Consider the following 16,624-nt stretch of genomic DNA (forward strand, 5'->3'; position numbering starts at 1 on the left):
TACGAAATATGTCACGACAGATTCTCAGCACACTCATCGGCAAAACCGTCAAACAAGCTGCTCGCCTACGCGGTGGCGGCTCGGCACTCCCGGGGTTAGTTATCGAAAAGATTGATCCAGGTTTTATCGCTCGTACCCTGGCGCAAATACCGCACGGCGTGGTGGTTATCAGCGGCACGAATGGTAAGACCACTACTACTAAAATCGTTGTTGAACTGCTCGAGGCGGCCGGCCTTAAGGTTTTTACCAATCGCACGGGTAGTAATTTCTCGCGCGGCGTAGCGGCAGCGCTGCTCGGCGAGGTAAACATGCGCGGGCGGCTGGATGCCGACATCGCGGTGCTGGAGCTTGACGAGGCCTGGGCGGTCAAGTTTGTTCAATTGGTACCACCGCGCTACAGCCTACTGCTCAATGTCATGCGCGATCAGCTGGATCGGTTTGGCGAGATCGACACGGCAGCTGGTTTCTTAGCAAAAATCGCCCAGGCAACCACTGATACCGTGGTGCTCAACCGCGACGACCCGCGCATCTACCGCCTGCGCCAAAACACAGCGGCAAACGTAGCGTTTTTTGGCACGACCGACCAGCTGCTGGAGCTGATGCCAACTGATGATGCGCTCAAGACCGGCCAAGCTCAGGCAAATCAGACGGCCCCAGCCGACGTGCTGCTCGCTGACATTGATAAGCAAACGGCAGCCTTTCAGATTGATGGGGCCAAGCATGCAGTGCGAATGCGGCTGAATGGCGTGTATAATCTGCTGAACGCGGCGGCAGCGCTGAGTTTGGTGCGGCAAATTATGGGAGAGAAGGCCGAGCTAACGACACTACTGGGCGCCCTGTCAGACGTAGCACCAGCATTTGGCCGAGGTGAAACTATCGTGATCGACGGTACGCCGATCGAACTGATTCTCGTGAAGAATCCAAGCGGCTTTCGGCTCAGCCTGCTGTCATTTACCGACAGGACGGCGGATACGATGATTGCCATCAACGATAATTATGCTGACGGACGCGACGTTAGCTGGCTGTGGGACGTGGATGTTTCACGCCTCGAGCAGGTGGCGGTGGTCAGCGGCGTGCGCGCTCACGATATGGCATTGCGGCTGGAGTATGACGACATCACGCCAGAAATCATTGAGCCAGATTTGGCGGCGGCGCTGGAGAAATTACTAGCCCATCATCCACGCAGACCAAAACACATTTACTGCACCTACACAGCGATGATGCGACTGCGCAAATTATTATCAATCAAAACCGATGTGGAGGCCATCCGATGACGATCACGATTATTCAATTGTATCCGCGCGACATGAACCTATATGGCGACTGGGGTAATACGTTGGCGCTGAAAAAGCGGCTGGAATGGCGCGGTTTCACGGTACGTATTATTGATCATAATCCGGGCGATACGACTGACTTTGCGGCGGGAGATATGTTCATCGGCGGTGGTGGTCAGAATGCCGGGCAAGAAATTATCCAGGACGATTTGCTGGCACGAGCAGATGAGCTACGGCGCTTAGCGGAGAGCGGCGTGCCGATGTTGATGATCTGTGGTATGTATCAATTGTTTGGCCGAGCGTTCACCACACACGAGGGACGCGTGATTCGCGGTGCGGGGATTTTGCCACTAGAGACATACGCCAAGGCAGGGCGCCTGATCGGTAACATCACGCTCGAGAGCGAGGAGTTTGGGCAGATCGTTGGCTATGAAAATCATAGCGGCCAGACACTGCTCGATGAAGGAGTGTCACCACTGGGGCGCGTGGTGCGGGGTGCTGGCAATGATGAGACTGGCCAAGTTGAGGGCGCGAGGCTGCACAACATCGTGGCAACGTACCTGCACGGGCCAATCTTGCCAAAGAATCCACGGCTTGCTGATTTTTTGATCACCGCGGCACTCACGCGAAAAGGCTATACCGATAAGCTCAGCGCGCTACCAATCGACCGCACCGCAGAGCATGCGCAGCGAGTGGCGATGGAGCGAGGGCGGTAAGCCAACCAGATTAGGTTCACATGCAACCTTCTGCGACAAAAATGCCCCTGGAGCGGAGCTCCGAGGGCGTGTGTTCGAACAAGATGAGTGTGGTCGGGGTGAAAGGACTCGAACCTTCGACCTCACGGTCCCAAACCGCGCGCGCTAGCCAACTGCGCCACACCCCGAGAAGCTAATCTCGATACTCACTCCGCTTCATTCTACCATACTTTACACATTAAATACAGCAATAATTAGCGATTTCAGTTAATATATAACTGTACTCTCTCATAATCATGCCCAATACTAATCACACTACCCACACTACTCACCGCCGACAAATGATATATCTCTATACCATTGTCTGCGTGTATCTCATGTTGCCCATCCTGATTTGTATCGGCATTATTCCTTGGAATATGAAATTCGTGGCACTTATAGTCGGTGCGGCGATGATGTATATATTAATGCGAATTCTCGGCCATACGCATAGTGACATCGGTATCACGCGGCAACGTACTATCTATTCACTCAAAACCGTGCTACCGATAACTGTAGCTCTCATTATCGCGGCTGGGCTGTTTCTACTCCTCGAAAAACCTCGATTCTCACCAACCGAAGGGGTAGGATTTTATATATTTTATATTCTCATCTCGTGTCCGGCACAAGAACTGTTATTCCGCGGCATCCTCAGCCGTATACTGCAAGAACTGCGACTACACCGAACACTGGAGCTTGGGTTAGCAGCCGTCCTCTTTGGCTATGTACATATCATCTACGGCGACATACTCACTGTTGTTATCATGGGCATCGTTGGCCTTTTCTGGTACCGAGCGTATCAGCAGTCACTGAACGTCATCGGCGTAACGATAAGTCACGTGATACTTGGCGTGATGACAATTGCCCTGGGGATTATTGATTAACATTGACAAGTTACCCCCATTTTGTTTAATGGTAAACAAGATGAGAGGGATGGGACAAGGATCTCCTAGGAAGAGGGTTTTACTAAGGGGAGTGGTGTGCGATAATACATAGTAAGTATGAGTATGAAAGATAAATTACGCTCACTTTTTCAGCCACGTTGGCGTCGAGAGATGGATTGGCCAGAGCCACCTCCTGGGAAGAAGTTGTGGGATCCTCCCGGGGGAATTGAAGTCTATGTGCATTCAGGACTTTCTGAGGCCTATGGGGTTGATGAGACTGTCGGTATGGATAAAGTAGTCTCGGAGGATAATATTCGTAGAGCCAGGGCATGCCGGGAGATTGGTGATCAGATTGAACAGGGGCTCATTGACAAGAAAGAGGGTTACCGAAGGATCGGTGAATTGCTTTTAAGTCGCGACCACTTTTTCACCTCAGAAGAAGAACTTGCCGAGCGAGGAATCAGTCTGGCAGCCCTGATCAAGATCGCAGAGCGCAGAGATGATCCGGTAGATGATGGGTATGGTGGCTATTCTACTGGGAATTCCGCACATGAATAGTGCACCAAACCAATCTCATCAACCTCGACCGAAGCAATCCCTGTGTCTGCTAATGAGCGGAGTTCCTCTCTTGTCTTTGCTACAGGGCTGGTAGTGAGGAAGGCTATCCTCCCGACATCACCTGATTCACCAGCCATGAGGGCTTGAAGCGCATTCACATATCGTCCCCTCATCGGATGCCTTAAAAGTAGTTGACGAACTTGAACGGCCAACAATGCCGCTGCCGCCAGTAATCTTTGGTCCCTCTCGTGCTGCAGGTAAGGTGACTCTACGGTTTGGCCAGGGATCTGGTCATCAATGTCAAGATTATCAGGGCGCCCCTCACGGCGTGCCTTTCTCTTAAGGCTGCCTCCTTCGACGATGGGTACCCTGAAACACTTACTATTCTCGACAGCTGCGTGACGACGCTCGGACCCATTGGATTCTCTTCGGGGGGTTATAGTGGTTCTTCCTTTCATTTCCCAGCTATTATTACACAATTCACATCAGTCTTCAAGGGCACAATGTCTGCCTTGGCAAACCAGCTGCTTCAGGGTACTATATATTGTATGAAATACACGAAACCATACGTTCCACCGACGCTCACCGTTGATGCAGTGATATTTCAAATTAGCAGCGGCGCACTAGAAGTCCTACTCCTAAAGCGCCCCAACGAACCGTTCAAGGGTGAATGGGCGCTACCCGGCGGATACAATGCCAAGGGCGAGACGACCACAGCCGCACTGAGACGTATCGTTACCCAAAAAACGGGCGTAGATGTTGAGAGTGACCTGAGCTATATTGAGCAGCTCTATACCTTTGACACGGTTGACCGTGACCCACGAGGACATGCTGTATCGGTGACGTACCTCGGGTGTGGACGCGCTATCACGCTCGACGAGGCGACGTCACATGCAACATTTTTTGATGTACATAATCTACCGCCGCTGGCTTATGATCACGCCAGCATTGTTGAATACGCCAGAGAACGACTGATCGCCAAGCTAACATATACGAATGCTGTGTCGGCATTTCTGGAGCGGCGTTTTACCCTGACCCAACTACAGAACGCCTATGAAATTATCTTTGATCGTGAATTTGACAAGCGTAATTTTCGCAAAAAATTCCTCGGCCTCAGTCTCATTCATGAAACCGACGAGTTGTGGCGTGACGGCGCACATCGTCCAGCAAAACTATACGAGTTTAATTCCCAAAACCTCGAGACGTTATCGCGGAGCTTTGATTAGCTAATATCACCAAGCCAGGGGCAGGATAGGGTATCGATTTTTTATATTATTTTACCAATTAGTGTTGACTACACAATAACTAGTTGCTAGACTATACAGTAAGTGTAGTTTATACATTAAGTAAGGAGGTAATCTATGGAAACAGTAAACCCAACCCGAAATGTACTTGTTGCCGTTGATGTGCAGCATGATTTTATCGATGGCAGCCTAGCAGTTGCCGAGGGTAAGCAGGTCGTTACCCCGCTCAATACCATCGCCGAGACGGTGCGGCACCATGATGGACAAGTGGTTTTTACTCGCGACTGGCACCCCGCTAAAACACCACATTTTAGTAATTTTGGTGGCCAGTGGCCAGTTCATTGTGTCGCTGGCACAACCGGCGCTGCCTTTCATGATAAGCTTGACGTGCGACCCGATGACATTGTTATCAACAAAGGCATGGGTCAAACTGACGGGTATTCTGGTTGGGAGGGTCAAAGTGACACAGGCGAGACGCTGGAGACCATCATCACACCACGAACACCTCACGAGAAGGTTAAAGTATTTCTCGGCGGGCTCGCAACTGACTTTTGCGTCAAAGCGACTGCTCTGGATATTGCCAACCACTTCCGAGACGATGCGCGCGTTTCCATCCATCTACTGCGAGAGGCTATCCGTGCTGTTGGACTCACACCAACTGACGAAGAAGAGGCCTTAGCCGCCATGAAAGAGGCCCACGTTCTCGCGGTTTCAACCAGTGAGGCTAAAACGATGATCGAAAGGAGTGTTCAATGAACCGTGAACCTAAATTATCACAAGGACTAGATTATTATAAGGCGACCATGGGCCAGCTGGAGCACGCCAAGCATCCTGATGCCGAGGTCACCTTCACCTTGAAGAATCGCGCCCATACCCTGCTATCGGAATTTGTAAGCGCAGAAGAATTACACGACCGGCTCGGTAATGTAGCACATGGTTGGCAGCCCGATGAGATCGCCTACCTCGCCAGCCTACAAAATCAAGACAGCACAGCACAATTCACGCCAGAATACCTTGACTTTTTACGCGACAATCCCCTACCACCTGTTAACATTGGTTATGATGAGCGCGGTGATTTAGCGGTTAGTACTACAGGCAAATGGCCACTGGTTACATTTTGGGAAACAGTGGTCATGAGCGAGCTGAACGAATTATATTTCCAGAATAAACTTGCCCATGAAGGTAGTTCACTAAAAGAACTATATGCCGAAGGAGATCGGCGCTTAAGCGAGAAAATTGATATGTTAAAAAATCGCCCAGAAATCAAGTTCTCGGACTTCGGTACACGACGACGGTTCAGCTACGACTGGCAAAAGCACGTCATTGAACGCGTTGCACGTGAACTTCCTGATAATTTCGTTGGCACCTCAAATATTTATTTGGCACATGAGCTTGGCTTGCGGCCAATTGGTACATTCGCACATGAATTACCGATGGTTTACGCGGCACTGGCCGACAAGGCTGGCGACAATCCGTTAGATGGCCACTATCAGGTACTCCAAGATTGGCAGCAACTGTATGGCGAAGGTTTGTCAACTGCCTTAACTGACACGTTTACGACTAAGTTCTTTTTCGCTGACTTCACGCCGGAGCAAATGGCTTCATGGCAAGCCCTGCGTCATGACTCTGGTGACCCGATGGAGTTTGGTGACATGGTGATTGCATTTTACGAGCAGCACGGTATCGATCCGCGCCAAAAGACAATCGTCTTTAGTGATGGACTGGATATCGAGACAATTATCAAACTGGCTGATTATTTCAAGGATCGTATCAAGGTAACATTTGGCTGGGGCACAACACTGACAAACGACCTCGGAGTTAAGGCAAATAATTTCGTCATGAAAGCCACTGCGGTTGATGGCGTGCCGACAGTTAAACTGAGCGACGTTGAAGGTAAGCACACGGGCCCAGACGATAAAATTGAAGAATATAAAACACATGTAAAAACAGCGATCGGACATCAGGCGTTACGCCAATCGGTTGCCGCATGAGTAACGCAATCAGCTACGCGTTCACCGCCTCAATCTCCACCGACAGCACGTCTTTATTCGTCGGTAGATCAGACGTCGGCTCAAAGGTGTAAACCAGTAACTGACCAAACGGCATTTCCACATGGGCCATATCTGCTTCTGGTACGTGGTCGAGGTGCTTCATTAACGCACGGATAGAATTACCATGCGCCACCAATAGAATGTTCTCACCCGCCTGTAATTTCGGTAGAATTTCTCGCTCAAAGTATGGCACGACCCGCGCATAGACGTCTTTAAGCGTTTCACCGCCCGGCACCGGATAGTCCCAACCGCGTCGGATGCCATTGAACGCTTCCTCGCCAATCTCAGCCTTGACTTCCCACTTATTTTTACCGGTCAGATCACCATAATCACGCTCGTTCAGCTCGGCCGCCTGCGTTGTTGGTAAACTGCCCTTACCGCGCCCCTCGAGCAATGCGTCCAGCGTTTGGTGCGTCCGCTGCAGCGCCGACGTATACGCCTCATCAAACCTGATGTCTTTGAGTAGAGCACCCAGCCGCACTGTGTCGGCCCGCCCCTTTTCCGTAAGTCCCACGTCAGTCCAGCCCGTCCACTTGCCGAGCAGATTCCATTCACTCTCGCCGTGTCGACTGATAACCAATATTCCCATCATTCCTCCTCCGTTTATTTTTCCTACGAACCAAATCCCACGAATTGCGTAACCGCCTCTTGACGTTCGTCATCGCTGTCAACGATTCGCGTCTCGACATAACCGCCTGGCCGATGAAGAGCCCAATGCGGTATTGACCACGCGAATCCTTCATTGCTTGCCAGCACTGCATCACGACTCAGGAACTGATAAGCATCAATTTCTGACTGCTGCAAGACAATTCGCTCCAGCCGCTCATCGTCCAGTACTGCCTTGAACACATACTGATGCGCCAGCCCTTTGTCGCTGGAGCGTGACGCCACCGCAAAAAACGAAACTTCCTCCTCAGCAACCACTAGACCGACCTCTTCCTGGGTTTCGCGAAGTGCTGCCTGTAGCGGCGTTTCGCCAGCGTCAACCATACCACCAGGCAGACTCCAATGCGTCTTGTAATACGCCTTGACTGTGAGCAGCTCGCCCGCTGAATTTTCGATCAGCAGTGCGGCGCTGGCGATCCGAGTGTCCTGCGTCTTCAGCCACTCCTCATGCGGCAACCAACCACTTCTCATTATTTTGCATACTCGATTGCCCGTGTTTCGCGGATAACGTTAACCTTGATGGTGCCTGGGTACTGCATGGTCGATTCAATCTTGGTGGCAATATCGCGCGATAACTTAAATGCGCTTAGATCATCAATGTCCTCTGACCGGACAATCACCCGCACTTCACGCCCGGCCGATATCGCATAGGCCTTATCAACGCCGGCAAAGCTGGTTGCTACATTTTCTAGATCACGCATCCGCTCAGCAAAGTTCTCAGCCGAAATATTGCGCGCTCCTGGCCGAGCAGCGCTGGCAGCGTCGCACACTCGCACGATCAGTGCCTCTGGTGTCGTCGCCTCGATATCATCGTGATGCGCTTCGATGGCGTGAACGATCCGCTCATCCATGCCGTATTTGCGCGCTAGCTCGGCACCGATGTGGTGATGCTTGCCCTCGATCTTGTGCGTCACCGCCTTGCCAACGTCATGCAGCAGTGTCGCGATTTTCGTGATGCGGACATCGGCACCAATTTCCTCAGCGATCATTCCAGCCATCTGAGCCATCTCGGTGGAATGCTTCAATACGTTCTGCCCGTAACTCGTTCGGAATTTCAGCTCACCTAGCAGTCGCTGCATTTCCTTCGGGATGCCGACGACGCCCGTCTCGCGCATGGCATCCTCGCCAGCCTGCTTGACTTCTTTATCGATCTGTTTTTTCGCCTTGGCGACGACTTCTTCGATGCGCGCTGGATGGATGCGGCCATCTTTCATCAGCATCTCGAGGCTCAAGCGAGCCACTTGCCGGCGAATTGGATCAAAGCTTGAGAGCACAATCATACCCGGCGTGTCATCCACCAAAATATCGACACCAGTCTCGCGCTGCAACGCCTGAATGTTGCGGCCTTCTTTGCCAATGATTCGACCTTTCATCTCATCATCAGTCAGTTTGACGGCCGTGACTGTTCGCTCAGCTGTCACCTCGCTGCTCATCCGCTCCATCGCTGTGAGCAAGATCATCTGCGCCCGTTCCTCGGCATCATCCATAGCCTCATGTTGTAATTTCGACACCAAGCTAACTAGGTCGTTCTTGATATCGCGCTCGGTCATTTGCATGAGCTTGTCGGCAGCATCCTTTTTCTTTAGGCCGGCAATCTTCTCGAGCTTCTCCTGCTGACGCGTGCGGATAGTGCGAATCTCTTCCTTGAGATTGTCAACCTCATCCTCGTGCGTACGCAGCTTCTCCGCCCGCTTATCTAGTTCGTCCAATTTCCGATCCAGCGTCTGCTCGCGATCCGCCAACCGATTCTCGGTCTTTTGCCACTCGCGCCGGCGCTCATTTTCGATTTTTAAGGCTTCGTCCTTAGCTTTCAGGACAATGTCGCTGGCCTTACTCTTTGCCTCGGCAATGTCACGCTCAATTTGCGACTTGCCATTAGCTTGCCTTGTTCGCTGATAGGCGTAAAAACCGCCCACGCCAAGTGCCGCGCCAACCAAGCCGCCAATAACTATTCCTACCATATGATTTCCTTTCTTTTCTGACCAATCGCCCCGGGTATACACCCCGAGAAATGTATCAACGACTGACCATATTCAACTGATGCAATAAAACGGCCCAAGCCACTAATCTAAAGCCGCCTTACTTTTATTGTACGATATTGCGGAGGAAAATACCACTATTTGCGCGGAGCCGTGATGTGAGCTTCGCCGCCATATTCGGGGAGAATAATCGTGTCGTTTTCGCCGCACTTCAGCCGCTCCAGGCAGTCATCTCGCCAGTGATCGCCACTACTGCCAACGATCGGAACACCGAGTCCCTCCGCCAACGTGTTTGCCACCGCACAGCCAATCCTCAGTCCCGTAAAGCTACCCGGCCCACGCATGATGCCGATACCACTGATGTGGTGAATATCGCCGGTCTGTTCATCCAAAAATCGTAGCAGCCCCCGAGCCAAACCACGACCCACTTCCCAAGCCACCTCTCGCCGGGTATCGCCCTGAACGATCGTTAGATAGCACGTCATCGTCGATGTATCGAGCAGAATAATCACGCCGACTCCTCGTCCGCCGCGCTGATTACCGCGAGGAGTGCCTGGCTCGTCGGCCCGCCAGCACTCAGCGTGACACGCCGCGACTGTTCGTCAATTGCTAGAATCCTCGCTGTCAGTCGATCGGCTGGCAGCACCTGCTCGACGGCACCAGCCCACTCAATCACTGTCACGGTCTGTGGTTGCATGGTTACCTCATGAATTTCCTCCGCCATGATGCCCGCCTCACCCAATCGATAAAAATCATAATGAGCCAGCGTCAAGCCGCCCGGCGACTGGTACACACGGGAAATAGTAAATGTTGGGCTCTGCACCGGTTCAGTAATGTCGAGCCCCTTGGCAACACCTTTCGTTAGCGTCGTCTTGCCAGCGCCGATGTCCCCGACCAGCTCAATCACCTCACCACCCTTCAGGCTGCGCCCAATCACTTGACCCAGCCGCTGCATCGCTGCGGTGCTGGTAATAATTTGGTTCATTTGCTGTCGCTGCCGTCAGCTTCGGCCGCAGGGTGCGCCTTTCGGAATGGATTTTCGAACGTTGCTTGTGGCTGCACGACCGGCTCCTTGTGGCGGATCTCTGGCGTCTTGACAACGATATGTTCGTCAGTCACGCGAACAATCTGCGAACGATGAATCAGCAGTTCAGTATCGCCAAAACTCTTGAGCAGCGGTCGCCGCACCCGGAGCTGCTGAATGACAAAATTACCAGCCTCTAGCGTATAGCCGATGACCTTACCGACCTTATGCTTTTTTTCATCAATAACCTGCTTACCAACTAGTGCGAACTGAAACTGATACACTTCCTTGATCTTCAGGACGTCGCTCGGCATAATCAGCTCGTCCGCCGAATCAATGATCAGACCTAGCGGCCCAATTTCCCGCACATCGGCGATCCGTAGTAAACTCGGCGATTGATCAAGCGTCGGTCCCTCCAGCTCATACGCCACGATCGATAAATTGCGCGGGTCGATCACCGCTCGCGACGTCCGGGCTAACTCTGAGCCAGTCTGTAGGCTCATCACCGGTGCGTTATCAAATCGTTCAGCAGAAATTAGCATACTTCTCACATTATAGCGATATCCACGCTATTCGGCAAACAGGTTCGTCCGCCCTGCCGGCAGACTAAAATTGGCGTTGGCGGTATCGCGCGTACGGAAACTGTTGATCTGGTCAATTGTCTTCTGGTCAAATCGCGTCGTCTGTTGTTGGATGGTATCTTCTTTTGGATTTGACGAGGCGAGCAGGCTGTAGAGCAGGAAAATTGCCACCGATACACCAACCACCACTGTCAACGTATAGAGAATAACGTGGTAGCGATGGAAAAACCGCGATACTAGCGTACCGATTTGTGAAATATCAGGTGAGTTTTTCATCGAACATATACCTCCACTTCCAAGGTTTGTGTATTCACTTGACCTGTCCCCTCGGTCTTGGACATACTGACACTAGCAATTTGCATCCGTGTCAAGTTCTGCTCAATTAAATGCATAAATCGAAGGAGTGCCATATAGTCTGTTTTTTCGTTGAGGCGGACCGACACTTTCATACTTTTCGGCCCAGCAGCGCTGTTTGAACCGGAGCTATTATTCGTACCCGAAGTGCCTGATGAGCCCGAGTTTGATTTGGCTCCAGCCGAACCTGATGTGAAGGTGAACCCAGCAATGCCAACACCAGATTTATTGGCGTAGGCCGTGAGGTCATTGATAATCTGGTTCTGATACTGATACTGCTGCGTTTCTGCTACTAGCTGCTGCGCCTTGGCAACACTATCCTTATATTTCTCCATCTCTTTTTCCAGCCGCGCTAGATTCTGCACTTTAGCATCAACCGCTTTTGCCTCAGTCTGAATCTTAGAAACTTCCTCGGCAGTACCCTGCAGCATGGTGTAGCCAAAATAGACGACCCCTCCCATGCCGACCAAGATCAGTACCAGCGACAGCGCAAAGACGATCCGCATAGTCACCGCCGGTGTCATTTTTTCTCGTTTTCTCTCACTCATTGCTTCGCAACCTCCGGCACCATCGTCACATTAATTGTAATATTGATCGGATAGCCGTCCTTGTTTTCTTTTTCGGCCACCGCCGAGGCGAGATTAACGTCCTTAAAGAGGCTTGACTGCTGAAAACTGTCCTTGAGCCGCAGCGCATCGCCATACGTTTTACCGCGTGCGTTGATAGTCATCGGCGTACCGAGCTTCTTGCTATCCAGTGTCAACGTTTGCAAAATTGTTCCTGACGGCATCGCCTGAGCGATCTTGAGTGCTACCTTTGAATACCGCACATCTTTATCAATGATCGCCTTGGCAATCTTGAGGTTTGCGCTGAACGATTCATAATCCTGCTGAACTTTTTGATATTGCAGCGCTCGACGATTACCCGTTTCAATCGTCTGTCGAGCAGTTGTCCGAGTATGCGCCATAATAAAGTAGATACCCGCTGTCGCCACGATGAGTAAGAAGCCAAGAATCAACGACACCACGCAGTAACGCCACAGTATCACATTTGACCGGCCAGCGACAATCTCGCGTTTAACTTTCGGCGGTAACAGATTAATCATGCCAAATCTCCTCCGCTCGCACTAGCGACAAACCAGCTGCCGTCATGAACCGCGGTCGTAGCTGTTTGGCCGGTGGTGCTAAATTATTAAAGTTCAGCGACTGCCACGGACTAGCCACTCGTGCTGGTAAGGTCAGCTCGCCCGTAAAGTACTCACCAAGCCCCGGCACGCTACTGCCGCTACCAACGATTAGCACCTGTTCAAGGCGCGATTCATCCGGGAAGCGATCGGTGTAGTAACGAATAACTTTCTGGATTTCACCGATGATCCGCTGCAGACTCGGCTTTAGTGCCTCGGTAATTTTTTCTTGGCGCGGGCCAGTGTTGAGGCCATTAAGCACCTTGAATTGGTGCGCCGTCTCAAGTGGTACGTTCAATTTTTTCGCGATGTCAAGCGTCAATGTATTGCCACCAATGTTTAGACCACCGGTCACGCGAATTGCCGCATCAAGAATAGCGATATCAGTCGTCGCCGGGCCGATGTCAACGATAACTGTTGGTAGCGACCCCTCTTTGGTTCGCTCAAGTAGTCGCGCCACCGCATTGATACTCGGCTCAATCATCGCCACCTCAATACCGCATGACTCAACAATCGCTAGCTGCTCGTCAACGATCTTTTGCGGCACCGCGCACATCAAGACTGATAAATTTTCTTTGCCGCGCTTGATAATCTGATGATCGACGTAGAGCGAATCAAGCGGCATCGGCACATACTGTTCAACCTCGAGATTCACCGCCTCTTCAATCTTATTTTCCTGCTTGATCGGCAGCGCAAAGGTACGTGCATATGTCTTGGTCGTCGGTAGTCCCAGCACCACGCGGTTACTGCCGAGCCGCCCAACAATATTCTTTTCAAACATTTGATTAATCTTGCCGCAGAGATACTCTGCCCGGTCATCGCTCTCGTCCTTCGCCGGATCCAGCTCAATTGCGCCGTATCCGTGCACCGTCATCCGCGCCATATCGACTGACATTACCCGAACGCCGGCCTTGTTAATATCAAGCCCGATGATCGGCTTTGACTTGTAGAAAATATTTGCCACTATCGTTTGCCCACATCTTTTCTTTTTGTTAAGTATAGCATAAGCATTTTAAAAAACCAACTACCCCTTAATTTGATTTGCTAACCCAGTAATCGGCATCATCACCGCTGCCGCGATCAAGCCGACCATACCGCCCATAAAGACGATCATCACCGGCTCAATCGTCGAGCTCAAACCGCTAATCGCCGCATCAACCTCTTCTTCATAAAAATCCGCCACCTTGACCAGCACCTTATCCGTCTGCCCCGTTTCCTCACCGACCGCCAGCATCTGGCCAACGATTGGCGGATAGAGGTCTTCGCGCTCATTGATAATCCGCGACAAAACCTCGCCATTCTTAATGCGCTTGGCAGCATCAAGCAATGAATCTTGATATACTGTGTTGCCGACTGCCCGGGCCGTCACCTCCAGTGCCTCCAGTACCGACACGCCCGCACCAATCAGCGCCGAGAAGGTACGGGTAAACCGTGCCACCGCCACCTTGCGAATAATCTTGCTGATGATCGGCGCTTTCAGGACGAAATGATGGAACTTAACCTTGCCTCCTGGCGACTTGATATAGCGAAGAAGCGCATACACACCGCCAAATAATAACGGGAAAATAATATACCAAAAACTCACCATAAACTGGCTGATACTCATCAGTATCTGCGTCAGTGCCGGCAGCTCTGCGTCCTCGCCCGCCAGATCCTTAATCGTCTTGCCAATCATTGGCAAGACAAAAATCATCAAACCAAAGAACGCCCCGATGGTGATGACTATCAGCACCATCGGATAGGTCATAGCACTCTTGATCTTCTTTTTCATTGATGAGTTCTTTTCCTGCTGCAGGGCCAGGCGCTTCAAAATATCGTCCAAAATACCACCCGTTTCACCAGCCCGCACCATGTTCACGTACACATCGCTGAAGGCCTCGGGGTGCTTACTCAGCGCATCAGCGAACGAGGCACCGCCTTCAATCTCCTTAGATACTGCGTTCAAAATCTCGCGAAAATGCGGACTCTCGGCGTGCTGCGCCATTGAGTTGAGCGACCTGAGAATCGGTACACCGGCAGACACCATGGTACTAAGCTGCCTGGTAAAACCAACCAGCTCCTCGGTCGGCACTGACTTCTTGCCACCCCCAAAGCGAAAACCTTTCTTCTCGTCACCAGCCTCCTTGAGGTCGACCAACCTCATACCCTGAGCTTGAATGAGCTGGATAGCACTGGCGCGGCTACTGGCTTCTAGCTCGCCGTTGATCGGCTGATTGTTATTTTTAGTTGCGATATATTTAAATTTTGTCATTTATTGCTCCCTTGTTGCTCTCAAAACTTCCTCTAGCGTTGTCACGCCACGCAGCGACTTGACAAAACCGTCCGTCTGCATTGTCACCATTCCTTCAGTAATCGCCTGCTGCTGAATCTCATTACTGGTGGCATTGGCGGTGATCATCTTTTGGATTGGAATCGAAATACCGAGAACCTCGTAGATACCGACGCGCCCCTTGAAGCCGTTATGGCCGCACTCATCGCAACCCTCGGGATTTGGCCGCCATAAATATTGAATCGTCACGTCAGTCGAGCCGAGCGGTGTATTGCCACCAATCTTATCAGCCGCCGCCTGCTGCTCCAGTGCGTGCAGCCGCTGCATCGAGCCCTGCTTGAGATTAAACATCTGAACGATGTAGGCGAGCTCCCCAGCGTCCGGCACATACTGCTGACGACAATGCATACACAGCCGCCGCACCAAGCGCTGGCCGATCACCGCCTTGACCGTCGAAGCGATCAAGAACGGCTCAATTCCCATGTCCAATAGGCGCGGCAGACAGGTCGCTGCATTATTGGTGTGGAGGGTTGAGAACACCAAGTGTCCAGTCAGCGCTGCCTGCACACCGAGGTTGGCGGTCTCGCCGTCGCGAATCTCACCAACCATGATGATGTTCGGGTCTTGGCGGAGCAGTGCGCGCAGTCCTGAAGCGAAGGTCATGCCGGCTTTTGAGTTAGTCTGGGTTTGGTTAACCCCGGGGATCTTGTATTCAACCGGATCTTCAATGGTTGAGATATTCACATCTGGCGTATTAAGTTCTGATAGCACACTAAACAAGCTAGTCGACTTTCCCGAACCAGTTGGCCCGGTCACCAAGATCATACCATTTGGTTGCGCCATAGCGTCTTTAAGTGTACTCAGCGACAACCCCCAATAGCCAAGGCTATCGAGGGCAACTGCCTGGTTGGACTCGTCCAAAATACGCATGACGATTTTCTCGCCATCAGCGATCGGCAGCGTCGACACACGCAGCGCGTACTGCTTACCCGAAACCTTGATCTTAAAGCGACCATCTTGCGGCACGCGGCGTTCATCAATTTTTAGGTTTGACAAGATCTTGATGCGGCTAACCAGCGCACCTTGGACATTGCGCGGCAACTTATTTACTTCCTTGAGCACACCATCAATTCGGTAACGAACCTGGACGAAATCCTCACGCGGCTCAATGTGGATATCTGAGGCACCCGACTTGATAGCATATTCCAGCAGCAAGTTAACCGTCTGGGCGATCGGCGAATTCTCAGAAATCTCCTCCTCAGAGACGTTTTGTGAATCTGATTCAGCACCGCTCTGGATTGACACCACCTCATCCAGCTCATCGGTAATATTACCGCGATAATTCTCCAGGCAGTCAAGAATGTTATTTTTTGTCGCCAGGAACACCTTGATGTTATAGCCAATCTCTTTCTGGATGAAGTTCAGCGCCTGCACATCATCCGGATCTTCCATCGCCAAACTCAAGACACCGTTATCGTCGGCCGCAAACAACACAACATTATACTGGCGAGCGATGTGCTCGGGGATGCGCTTGAGGACGTCATCAGGGATATCCTTTGGCTCAATGGTCACAAACGGCACATTGATATATTCACCAATCTTTTGCCCGAGCTGGACCTCGCTCAAGACCTTGCGCTCCAAGATAATCGTCTGCAATGAATGGTGCGTGCGCTCCGCCTCCATCTTTAACTCGGCCAGCTGTGACTCAGAAATTACCTCACCCTGGCGCAAAATCTTCTCAATACTACTGTCAGAAATGCGCATAATTACCCTTATGCTTGAGTATAGCGCATATCGTATGGGAGTTCAATAAAAAGAGAAAA

Annotated in this window: 20 protein-coding genes and 1 tRNA gene; 7 read left to right on the forward strand and 14 right to left on the reverse strand. The window is 51.5% G+C overall.

The genetic code is table 11. The features are described 5' to 3' along the window. Positions 1-8: 8 nt before the first annotated feature. Both GWK77_03590 and GWK77_03595 read left to right on the forward strand, forming a co-directional pair. Positions 9-1,274 carry a DUF1727 domain-containing protein gene (locus GWK77_03590; GenBank protein ID QHU93226.1) on the forward strand — a complete coding sequence of 422 codons (1,266 nt, stop codon included), beginning with the start codon at positions 9-11 and terminating at the stop codon, positions 1,272-1,274. Next, a complete protein-coding gene (locus GWK77_03595; GenBank protein QHU93227.1) occupies positions 1,271-1,990 on the forward strand; it encodes a glutamine amidotransferase in 720 nt (239 codons plus the stop codon). The genes GWK77_03590 and GWK77_03595 overlap by 4 nt, the downstream gene beginning before the upstream one ends. Before the next feature lie 90 nt (positions 1,991-2,080). Here the strand turns inward: GWK77_03595 and GWK77_03600 are convergent. Further along, positions 2,081-2,157, reverse strand: a tRNA-Pro gene (locus GWK77_03600). 264 nt (positions 2,158-2,421) lie between these two features. Here GWK77_03600 and GWK77_03605 point away from each other — a divergent pair. Together GWK77_03605 and GWK77_03610 are read left to right on the forward strand one after the other, a co-directional pair. Continuing rightward, complete coding sequence (locus GWK77_03605) at positions 2,422-2,892, forward strand: CPBP family intramembrane metalloprotease (protein QHU93228.1); 471 nt, start codon at positions 2,422-2,424, stop codon at positions 2,890-2,892. A 123-nt stretch (positions 2,893-3,015) separates the two neighbouring features. After that, positions 3,016-3,450: a hypothetical protein gene (locus GWK77_03610; protein ID QHU93229.1), complete on the forward strand. Its 435-nt coding sequence runs from the start codon at positions 3,016-3,018 to the stop codon at positions 3,448-3,450. On the opposite strand, the gene GWK77_03615 is transcribed toward GWK77_03610, so the two are convergent. Then, positions 3,420-3,908: a hypothetical protein gene (locus GWK77_03615; protein QHU93230.1), complete on the reverse strand. Its 489-nt coding sequence runs from the start codon at positions 3,906-3,908 to the stop codon at positions 3,420-3,422. The two genes, GWK77_03610 and GWK77_03615, sit on opposite strands and share 31 nt — an antisense overlap. Positions 3,909-3,998: 90 nt before the next feature. Between GWK77_03615 and GWK77_03620 the strand changes: the two genes are divergently transcribed. From GWK77_03620 to pncB, 3 genes are all read left to right on the forward strand, one after another. After that, entirely contained in the window at positions 3,999-4,676 is a 678-nt protein-coding gene (locus GWK77_03620) for an NUDIX domain-containing protein (protein QHU93231.1), read from the forward strand. 135 nt (positions 4,677-4,811) lie between these two features. After that, a complete protein-coding gene (locus GWK77_03625; protein ID QHU93232.1) occupies positions 4,812-5,450 on the forward strand; it encodes an isochorismatase family protein in 639 nt (212 codons plus the stop codon). Beyond that, a complete protein-coding gene (pncB, locus tag GWK77_03630) occupies positions 5,447-6,685 on the forward strand; it encodes a nicotinate phosphoribosyltransferase (protein ID QHU93233.1) in 1,239 nt (412 codons plus the stop codon). The genes GWK77_03625 and pncB overlap by 4 nt, the downstream gene beginning before the upstream one ends. 13 nt (positions 6,686-6,698) lie before the next feature. Here the strand turns inward: pncB and GWK77_03635 are convergent, their stop codons facing one another. The 12 genes from GWK77_03635 to GWK77_03690 form a co-directional block, all read right to left on the reverse strand. Next, positions 6,699-7,337 (reverse strand): 2,3-bisphosphoglycerate-dependent phosphoglycerate mutase, encoded by a 639-nt coding sequence (locus tag GWK77_03635; GenBank protein QHU93234.1) that lies wholly within the window; start codon positions 7,335-7,337, stop codon positions 6,699-6,701. A gap of 20 nt (positions 7,338-7,357) precedes the next feature. After that, the gene (locus GWK77_03640) at positions 7,358-7,882 is read right to left on the reverse strand and encodes an NUDIX domain-containing protein (protein ID QHU93235.1); all 525 of its coding nucleotides are present in this window, start codon (positions 7,880-7,882) and stop codon (positions 7,358-7,360) included. Then, positions 7,882-9,372, reverse strand: a complete 1,491-nt coding sequence (rny, locus tag GWK77_03645) for a ribonuclease Y (protein QHU93236.1) — start codon at positions 9,370-9,372, stop codon at positions 7,882-7,884. Before rny ends, GWK77_03640 begins: the two co-directional genes overlap by 1 nt. Before the next feature lie 155 nt (positions 9,373-9,527). Further along, a complete protein-coding gene (locus tag GWK77_03650) occupies positions 9,528-9,902 on the reverse strand; it encodes a hypothetical protein (protein ID QHU93237.1) in 375 nt (124 codons plus the stop codon). Further along, on the reverse strand, positions 9,899-10,375 hold the full coding sequence (gene tsaE / locus GWK77_03655) for a tRNA (adenosine(37)-N6)-threonylcarbamoyltransferase complex ATPase subunit type 1 TsaE (GenBank protein ID QHU93238.1): 477 nt from the start codon (positions 10,373-10,375) through the stop codon (positions 9,899-9,901). The genes GWK77_03650 and tsaE overlap by 4 nt, the downstream gene beginning before the upstream one ends. Next, the gene (locus GWK77_03660) at positions 10,372-10,956 is read right to left on the reverse strand and encodes a hypothetical protein (protein ID QHU93239.1); all 585 of its coding nucleotides are present in this window, start codon (positions 10,954-10,956) and stop codon (positions 10,372-10,374) included. The genes tsaE and GWK77_03660 overlap by 4 nt, the downstream gene beginning before the upstream one ends. Before the next feature lie 27 nt (positions 10,957-10,983). Continuing rightward, positions 10,984-11,271: a hypothetical protein gene (locus tag GWK77_03665; protein QHU93240.1), complete on the reverse strand. Its 288-nt coding sequence runs from the start codon at positions 11,269-11,271 to the stop codon at positions 10,984-10,986. Further along, positions 11,268-11,897, reverse strand: coding sequence for a hypothetical protein (locus tag GWK77_03670; protein QHU93241.1), 630 nt, complete (start codon positions 11,895-11,897; stop codon positions 11,268-11,270). Before GWK77_03670 ends, GWK77_03665 begins: the two co-directional genes overlap by 4 nt. After that, positions 11,894-12,454, reverse strand: a complete 561-nt coding sequence (locus GWK77_03675) for a hypothetical protein (GenBank protein QHU93242.1) — start codon at positions 12,452-12,454, stop codon at positions 11,894-11,896. The genes GWK77_03670 and GWK77_03675 overlap by 4 nt, the downstream gene beginning before the upstream one ends. Next, entirely contained in the window at positions 12,447-13,496 is a 1,050-nt protein-coding gene (locus GWK77_03680; protein ID QHU93243.1) for a pilus assembly protein PilM, read from the reverse strand. The genes GWK77_03675 and GWK77_03680 overlap by 8 nt, the downstream gene beginning before the upstream one ends. A gap of 60 nt (positions 13,497-13,556) precedes the next feature. Continuing rightward, complete coding sequence (locus GWK77_03685; GenBank protein QHU93244.1) at positions 13,557-14,783, reverse strand: type II secretion system F family protein; 1,227 nt, start codon at positions 14,781-14,783, stop codon at positions 13,557-13,559. Continuing rightward, positions 14,784-16,565 carry a type II/IV secretion system protein gene (locus GWK77_03690; GenBank protein QHU93245.1) on the reverse strand — a complete coding sequence of 594 codons (1,782 nt, stop codon included), beginning with the start codon at positions 16,563-16,565 and terminating at the stop codon, positions 14,784-14,786. It abuts the gene before it with no gap. Positions 16,566-16,624 lie beyond the last annotated feature (59 nt).

It is taken from the genome of Candidatus Saccharibacteria bacterium oral taxon 488 (assembly GCA_010202645.1).
Lineage (GTDB): Bacteria > Patescibacteriota > Saccharimonadia > Saccharimonadales > Saccharimonadaceae > Nanosynbacter.

Coding starts and splice junctions, on each gene's coding strand:
- GWK77_03665 (QHU93240.1), bottom strand. CDS start 11,271: ATGAAAAACTCACCTGATATTTCACAAATCGGTACGCTAGTATCGCGG.
- GWK77_03625 (QHU93232.1), top strand. CDS start 4,812: ATGGAAACAGTAAACCCAACCCGAAATGTACTTGTTGCCGTTGATGTG.
- GWK77_03690 (QHU93245.1), bottom strand. CDS start 16,565: ATGCGCATTTCTGACAGTAGTATTGAGAAGATTTTGCGCCAGGGTGAG.
- GWK77_03675 (QHU93242.1), bottom strand. CDS start 12,454: ATGATTAATCTGTTACCGCCGAAAGTTAAACGCGAGATTGTCGCTGGC.
- GWK77_03610 (QHU93229.1), top strand. CDS start 3,016: ATGAAAGATAAATTACGCTCACTTTTTCAGCCACGTTGGCGTCGAGAG.
- GWK77_03660 (QHU93239.1), bottom strand. CDS start 10,956: ATGCTAATTTCTGCTGAACGATTTGATAACGCACCGGTGATGAGCCTA.
- GWK77_03640 (QHU93235.1), bottom strand. CDS start 7,882: ATGAGAAGTGGTTGGTTGCCGCATGAGGAGTGGCTGAAGACGCAGGAC.
- tsaE (QHU93238.1), bottom strand. CDS start 10,375: ATGAACCAAATTATTACCAGCACCGCAGCGATGCAGCGGCTGGGTCAA.
- GWK77_03685 (QHU93244.1), bottom strand. CDS start 14,783: ATGACAAAATTTAAATATATCGCAACTAAAAATAACAATCAGCCGATC.
- pncB (QHU93233.1), top strand. CDS start 5,447: ATGAACCGTGAACCTAAATTATCACAAGGACTAGATTATTATAAGGCG.
- GWK77_03670 (QHU93241.1), bottom strand. CDS start 11,897: ATGAGTGAGAGAAAACGAGAAAAAATGACACCGGCGGTGACTATGCGG.
- GWK77_03590 (QHU93226.1), top strand. CDS start 9: ATGTCACGACAGATTCTCAGCACACTCATCGGCAAAACCGTCAAACAA.
- GWK77_03620 (QHU93231.1), top strand. CDS start 3,999: ATGAAATACACGAAACCATACGTTCCACCGACGCTCACCGTTGATGCA.
- rny (QHU93236.1), bottom strand. CDS start 9,372: ATGGTAGGAATAGTTATTGGCGGCTTGGTTGGCGCGGCACTTGGCGTG.
- GWK77_03635 (QHU93234.1), bottom strand. CDS start 7,337: ATGATGGGAATATTGGTTATCAGTCGACACGGCGAGAGTGAATGGAAT.
- GWK77_03595 (QHU93227.1), top strand. CDS start 1,271: ATGACGATCACGATTATTCAATTGTATCCGCGCGACATGAACCTATAT.
- GWK77_03615 (QHU93230.1), bottom strand. CDS start 3,908: ATGAAAGGAAGAACCACTATAACCCCCCGAAGAGAATCCAATGGGTCC.
- GWK77_03605 (QHU93228.1), top strand. CDS start 2,422: ATGATGTATATATTAATGCGAATTCTCGGCCATACGCATAGTGACATC.